7 protein-coding genes and 1 pseudogene are annotated in these 5,451 nt (G+C 60.3%); 1 reads left to right on the forward strand and 7 read right to left on the reverse strand.

What is annotated here, in order from left to right:
• The 6 genes from KVT38_RS32975 to KVT38_RS33000 all read right to left on the reverse strand — a co-directional run.
• The coding region (locus tag KVT38_RS32975) for an LLM class flavin-dependent oxidoreductase (RefSeq protein WP_217597980.1) at positions 1-296 on the reverse strand (296 nt) is incomplete at its 3' end.
• 20 nt (positions 297-316) lie between these two features.
• Positions 317-1,069: an amino acid ABC transporter ATP-binding protein gene (locus KVT38_RS32980; protein WP_217597981.1), complete on the reverse strand. Its 753-nt coding sequence runs from the start codon at positions 1,067-1,069 to the stop codon at positions 317-319.
• The gene (locus KVT38_RS32985; RefSeq protein ID WP_217597982.1) at positions 1,066-1,776 is read right to left on the reverse strand and encodes an amino acid ABC transporter permease; all 711 of its coding nucleotides are present in this window, start codon (positions 1,774-1,776) and stop codon (positions 1,066-1,068) included. Before KVT38_RS32985 ends, KVT38_RS32980 begins: the two co-directional genes overlap by 4 nt.
• Positions 1,773-2,555 carry an amino acid ABC transporter permease gene (locus tag KVT38_RS32990; RefSeq protein WP_217597983.1) on the reverse strand — a complete coding sequence of 261 codons (783 nt, stop codon included), beginning with the start codon at positions 2,553-2,555 and terminating at the stop codon, positions 1,773-1,775. Before KVT38_RS32990 ends, KVT38_RS32985 begins: the two co-directional genes overlap by 4 nt.
• A 21-nt stretch (positions 2,556-2,576) precedes the next feature.
• A complete protein-coding gene (locus tag KVT38_RS32995) occupies positions 2,577-3,491 on the reverse strand; it encodes a transporter substrate-binding domain-containing protein (RefSeq protein ID WP_217597984.1) in 915 nt (304 codons plus the stop codon).
• Positions 3,492-3,679: 188 nt separating this feature from the next.
• Positions 3,680-4,585 carry a LysR family transcriptional regulator gene (locus tag KVT38_RS33000; protein ID WP_217597985.1) on the reverse strand — a complete coding sequence of 302 codons (906 nt, stop codon included), beginning with the start codon at positions 4,583-4,585 and terminating at the stop codon, positions 3,680-3,682.
• A 168-nt stretch (positions 4,586-4,753) separates the two neighbouring features.
• On the opposite strand from KVT38_RS33000, the gene KVT38_RS33005 reads away from it, so the two are divergent.
• Entirely contained in the window at positions 4,754-5,119 is a 366-nt protein-coding gene (locus tag KVT38_RS33005; protein ID WP_217597986.1) for a hypothetical protein, read from the forward strand.
• A 91-nt stretch (positions 5,120-5,210) separates the two neighbouring features.
• Here KVT38_RS33005 and KVT38_RS33010 read toward each other — a convergent pair.
• Positions 5,211-5,451 (reverse strand): annotated as a pseudogene (locus KVT38_RS33010) (Gfo/Idh/MocA family protein); the annotation flags it as partial.

The raw sequence follows: 5,451 nt of genomic DNA on the forward strand, positions 1-5,451 counted from the left end.
GAGAAGGCGCTGAGCGTCTTGAATACTTCGGCCGGCTTGAGCGGCGAATAGTCCACCAGCATGACGCCGCCGGTGCCGACGCGGATACGCGACGTGCGGGCGAGCAAATGGGAGATCAGCACCTCGGGCGACGAGCCCGCCACCGTGGGCGAATCGTGATGCTCGGCGCCCCAGAACCGGTCGTAGCCGAGCTCCTCGGCCAGCTGCGCCAGCCGAATCGTGCCCTGAAGCGCTTCGGACGGCGTGCGTCCGGGGAAAACAATGCTTTGGTCCAAGATGCCAAGGGATAAGGCCATAGGTCCCAGCTCCGTTCGAATTAAATGTTATAAACGGCCTCGGGCGTCATGCGGCGCAAAAACTGCCTCGTCCGCTCTTCCCGCGGCGATCTGAAAAATTCGGACGCCGGGCCCTCTTCGATGACGGCCCCGTCGTCCATGAATACGATGCGGCTCGCCACCTCTTGCGCGAACGCCATCTCATGCGTGACGATAATCATCGTGATGCCCTCGCGGGCGATCTTGCGGATAACGGCGAGCACTTCGCCGACCAGCTCGGGATCGAGCGCGGACGTCGGCTCGTCGAACAGGATGACGTCGGGGTCCAGCGCGAGCGCCCTGGCAATGCCGACCCGCTGCTGCTGGCCGCCGGACAGCTGACTCGGATAGGCGTCGAGCTTGGCGCCGAGGCCGACCTTTCCGAGCAGCTCCACGCTGCGCAGCCTCGCCTCCTCCTTCGGCACGTTTTGCACGACGACGAGCCCTTCCATCACGTTCTGCAGCGCCGTCTTGTGGCGGAACAGATGATATTGCTGGAACACCATGGCCGAGCGGCCGCGAAGACGGTGAATGTCTTTTTTGGACGGGTGGCTGCAATCGACCGCGACATCGCCGATCTGCATACGGCCGCTGCCCGGACGCTCCAGGTAGCTGATGCAGCGCAGCAGCGCCGTCTTGCCGGAGCCGCTCGGCCCCAGGATGGCGACGACTTCTCCCTTTTCGACCTCGAGATCGATGCCCTTCAGCACCTCGTGACGGCCGAACGACTTGCGAATCTCCTTCAAGGCAATCATGCGACCCCTCCTCTGTCATAGCGGGCGACCCGCTTCTCGAGCAGCGCCGTCATCCGTTCGATGACGATCGTAAGCCCCCAGAAGATCAAGGCGGCCGCGATATACGATTCGAAAAACTTCCAGTTGGTCGATGCGACGATCTGCGCCTTGGCGTTGATCTCGACGACCGACGCGGTGAAGGCGAGCGTCGAGCCGTGCAGCATCCCGATCAATGAGTTCGACAGATTGGGCAGCGCGGATGCGAATGCCTGCGGGAACACGATCCGCCGAAGCGCCTGCCAGGTCGTCATGCCGACTGCATAGGCGGCTTCGATCTGCCCGCGGTTCACCGCGAGCAGGCCCGACCGGACGACCTCCGACATATAGGCGCCGGCCGTGATTGAGAAGGCGACGTAGGCGAAGCCGATCATCGGCACTTGAACGGAGCTGAAGGAGAGTCCAAGCGCACCGGACAGCGCGTCGATGGCGATAGGCAGGCCGAACATGACCATGAGCAGGTGGGTCAGCATCGGCGTGCCGCGAATGAACGTGACGTAGGCGGACGAGATCTCCCGAAGGACGGGCACCCGGTAAATGCGGGCGAGTGCGGTAACGACGCCAATGAGGAAGCCGCAGCCGACCGACACGGCAGTAATCTCGAGCGTCGTCGGAATCGCGGCAAGCAGCTTGATAAAGGCTTCCCATATGAACGCGGGATCGAGCTTCATCGGAGCGCCCCCTCTTCGGTGAGATTCAGCCTACCGCTTGCATCGCCCTCTTTAACGCGGCGGCGGCGAATTCTGGATGCGGCAGCGCCATCGGCCGCTTCATGACGGAGCAGTCGCCGTTCCAGGCGGTAGAGCAGCTTTTCCAGAATAAAGCTCAGGATAAAGTACAGCAGCGCCAGCGCCAGATACGATTCGAAAAAGCGCTGGGACATCGTCGGCAGCGTCTGCGCCTTGCCCGTCAGCTCCATGATGCCGAGGGAAAACGCCAGCGACGTGTCCTTCAAATTGGCGATGATGAGATTGCCGAGCACGGGCATCGCCACGGCGATTGCCTGCGGCAGCACGACGCGTCGGAACGCCTGAAAGCCGGTCATGCCGATCGCGTAGCCGGCCTCGACCTGGCCGCGATCCACGGCGCCTACGGCCGCCCGGATCGCCTCCGAGATGAAGGCGCCGCTATGCAGGGCGTAGGCCGTGACGACGAAGACGAGCACCGGCATCCTGGAGACGTCAATCGCCGCCAGCTTTAGCAGCTCGGGCAGGCCGTAATAGATCAGGAAGAGCTGGATGAGCAGCGGCGTGCCTCGAAAAAAAGAGACGTAAACCTGCGACAGCCGCTGCAGCACGGGGATCCGGTAAAGACGGGGAAGGGCGACGAGCATGCCGACCGCCGAACCGATCAGGAGAGAGAGAACCACGATCTTCATCGTGATCCCTACGGAAGGCAGCAGCCGGAAAAAATACTCGAATACGTAGGAGACATCGACGGATGTTCCCATCGGCTTTCACCCTTTCTGACGCTACTTGGAGAGATTGGCCGTGAAATCCTGGCCGAGCCATTCTTTGCTTAGGCTGCCGAGCGTGCCGTCTTCTTTGAGCTCCTTGATCGCACCGTCGATGTCGTCGGCCAGCTGCTGCGACTCCGGTTCGTTCTTGCGGAAGACAAACAGGATGTCGGCTTCGCTGAGGTCGTCCCCGACCGTCTTCAGCTTGCTCTCGGGATCGATAAGGGAGAGCGTGAAGTCGGCGCCGATGGTCGCATCCACGCGGCCCGTCGACACTTGGCTGACGGTATCGTTCGCTGCGCCGTTCTGGTAGACGATGTTGATCTTTTTGTCGTGGTCCCGGTTATAGTTTTCGAGAATTTGCGCCTCGGCGCTCGTCGCGCCCGTAAGTACTTTTTTGCCTGCAAGATCGTCGAGCGATTTGATCGAATCGTTGTCCTTGGCGACGATGATCTTGTTGCGCCAGTGCGCGTACGGCTCCTTGTTGAACAGGTATTTTTGTTCGCGCTCCGGATTTTTTTCCATCTCGTGAGCGACGAAGTCGATTTTTTTCGTTTCCAGGCTCAGCAGCAGATTGCTGAAGTCCATCGTCTGAAGCTCGAATTCATAGCCGGGCAGACGCTCGTCGATCTTCTTCACAAGCTCGACGTCGAAGCCGGTCAGCTTCCCTTTGTCGTCCAAGAACGCGACCTTCGGGAACTGGGTGCCCGTGCCGACGACGATCTTCTTGACTTTGCCGTCCGGGGCCGCGCTCGGCGAGGACGAAGCGCTTGCCGGCGCCGAAGCTGACGCCGAAGCCTTCGAAGCCTCCGGTGAGGCGTTAGTCGCCGCGGCAGCGCCGTTGTCGTTTTTATTGCCGCAGCCCGCCGTCACCGCTACCGTTGCCGTCAGTACCAAGCTCGCCGCACCCGTCCACAATCTGTTTTTCATATCGAATCCTCCACCCTTTTCTCGTGTTCTGCTGCACGCCACGACGATCTCCGGATGTCAGGTCGATTCGTCCGTTTGTTGATAGTTCATAATTCTTACCCGTTTAGTAAGGATTATATGGTCAATAATCTACACGCTTGCTTGAAGCGCGTCAATACGGTTTCTAATAGATAAGTTCTATACATCAATCACACTATCCGATAAGCGGGATCCGAGCCCGAGAGAACATGGCTCGCGATCTCCTTTAACGAGCGCGCGAACGCCTCATTTTCACCTTGCCCGTTAATGAGACTCGTCATGAGGCCGATGCCCGCCGTCTCCGGAAAGTCGATCGGGACGAGCGTGCCTTCGCTTGCTTCCCGGCGAACGCTCATGCCCGGCAAAAAGCAGATACCCTCCTGCCGAAGCAGCAGGCGCTTGGCCGTCTCGGCGTTGTCTGTCTGCAGAATGAGATTGGGCAGCAGCCCCTGACTCTCGAAAACGCGGTGAATGCGAAGCCAGTCCAGCGCGCCGCATTCGAAAAAAAGGAGGGGCTCCCGCGACAGATCCTCGATGCGAGGCTGCGGGTTGGACGCCAGCGCATGCTCGCGGTGGACGTACAGCCGGATCGGATCCTCGTACAGGAGGGCGGCATTCAGGCCGGGATGCGTGAATTTGCGTACGAAGCCGATATCGAGCTCCTTGGCGAGCACGCGGGCGCCGATCTCCTCGGAGGTCGCGGTCGTCAGCTTCAGCCGCAGCGCGGGGTGACGGCGCCTGAACGCAGGCAGGATGAGCGGCAGCAAATATTGCGCGGCGGAGACGGTGCAGCCGATCCGCACCTCTTCCTTGGCGGCCTGCGTCTGCCGAACCTGCTGCTTGCCTTTGCGGTACGTATCGAGCAGCTGCTCGGCGTAGGGTCTGAACAGCTTGCCTTTGTTCGTCAGCAGCACCTGCTTGCCGACGCGATCGAACAGCTGGCAATCGAGCTCCCGCTCGAGCGATTGAATCCGCGCGGTGACGGACGGCTGCGACAGGAAAAGCGCCTCCGCCGCCTTGTTGAAGCTGCCGTAGTGAAGGACATGCACGAATGCTTCGATATTTTCGATATTCAATTCATTTCCCTCCTTATTAATCCGTGTTTGGAGGTAATATTAGTTTGATATACCGTCCGCTGTCAAGCTTAATTCGCATGAAAATGGACGTTCTGCGCGCAGCTCCTCCCCAGTCGACCTGTCCGCCGCCGTCATATGCTATCGGAAGGGAAGGAGGTGGACTCGCCGATGCGCGCAACGACTTCTCAGCTGTATCCGAGGCTCCGGCTTTACAGCAAGAAAAACTATTGCGGCTGCCGTTATGTATGGCGCGGCAACCGGGCGCTTCGCAATTTGGATCGCCTGTACAGCCACCTTGGCAGCCTTCGCTTCTACTCTCCGAGCAGGGAAGCGACGCTCGTGCTCTTTAGCCGGGCGAATTTCCAGGGACACTTCCGCATTTACCGCGGAACGACGAACATTCCGGACCTGGACTCCTTGTTCGGCGGCCGCGGTCCCGGTTCGCTCATCATCTCGCGCTATTGCCTGAAGCCCGAGCAGGTACGAATGATCCGCCGCACGGGCTGCCTACCGCCGGGATTTTTGATCGTCTGACCCGGCCTTTCGCGCAAAAAAGAAGCGGTCCTCCCTCGACGTGGGAGACCGCTTCTTTCGTTCGAAGCACATACGCGCAAGCAAGGCGCAGTCAGACGCGAATCGCCTGTTGCTGCGCGAGCAGGCAGAGCTCCGCCGCCTTGAACGCATGCGCCTGCGTCATGGCTCGTTCGGTGCGATGGATGCAGTCCAGAATCAGCTCGCCGAAAAACGGAAAGCCGACCTTGCCCCCCACCGCTTCATGATATTCGCCTTTCCGGTTGACCAGGTACACCTGGTCGCCCGACCGGTCGCGCGCGACATCGATATACTTGCGCAGCTCGATGTAGCCT

The organism is Cohnella sp. GbtcB17, from assembly GCF_019091135.1.
Classification (GTDB): domain Bacteria; phylum Bacillota; class Bacilli; order Paenibacillales; family Paenibacillaceae; genus Cohnella.

Coding starts and splice junctions, on each gene's coding strand:
- KVT38_RS32980 (WP_217597981.1), bottom strand. CDS start 1,069: ATGATTGCCTTGAAGGAGATTCGCAAGTCGTTCGGCCGTCACGAGGTG.
- KVT38_RS32985 (WP_217597982.1), bottom strand. CDS start 1,776: ATGAAGCTCGATCCCGCGTTCATATGGGAAGCCTTTATCAAGCTGCTT.
- KVT38_RS32990 (WP_217597983.1), bottom strand. CDS start 2,555: ATGGGAACATCCGTCGATGTCTCCTACGTATTCGAGTATTTTTTCCGG.
- KVT38_RS32995 (WP_217597984.1), bottom strand. CDS start 3,491: ATGAAAAACAGATTGTGGACGGGTGCGGCGAGCTTGGTACTGACGGCA.
- KVT38_RS33005 (WP_217597986.1), top strand. CDS start 4,754: ATGCGCGCAACGACTTCTCAGCTGTATCCGAGGCTCCGGCTTTACAGC.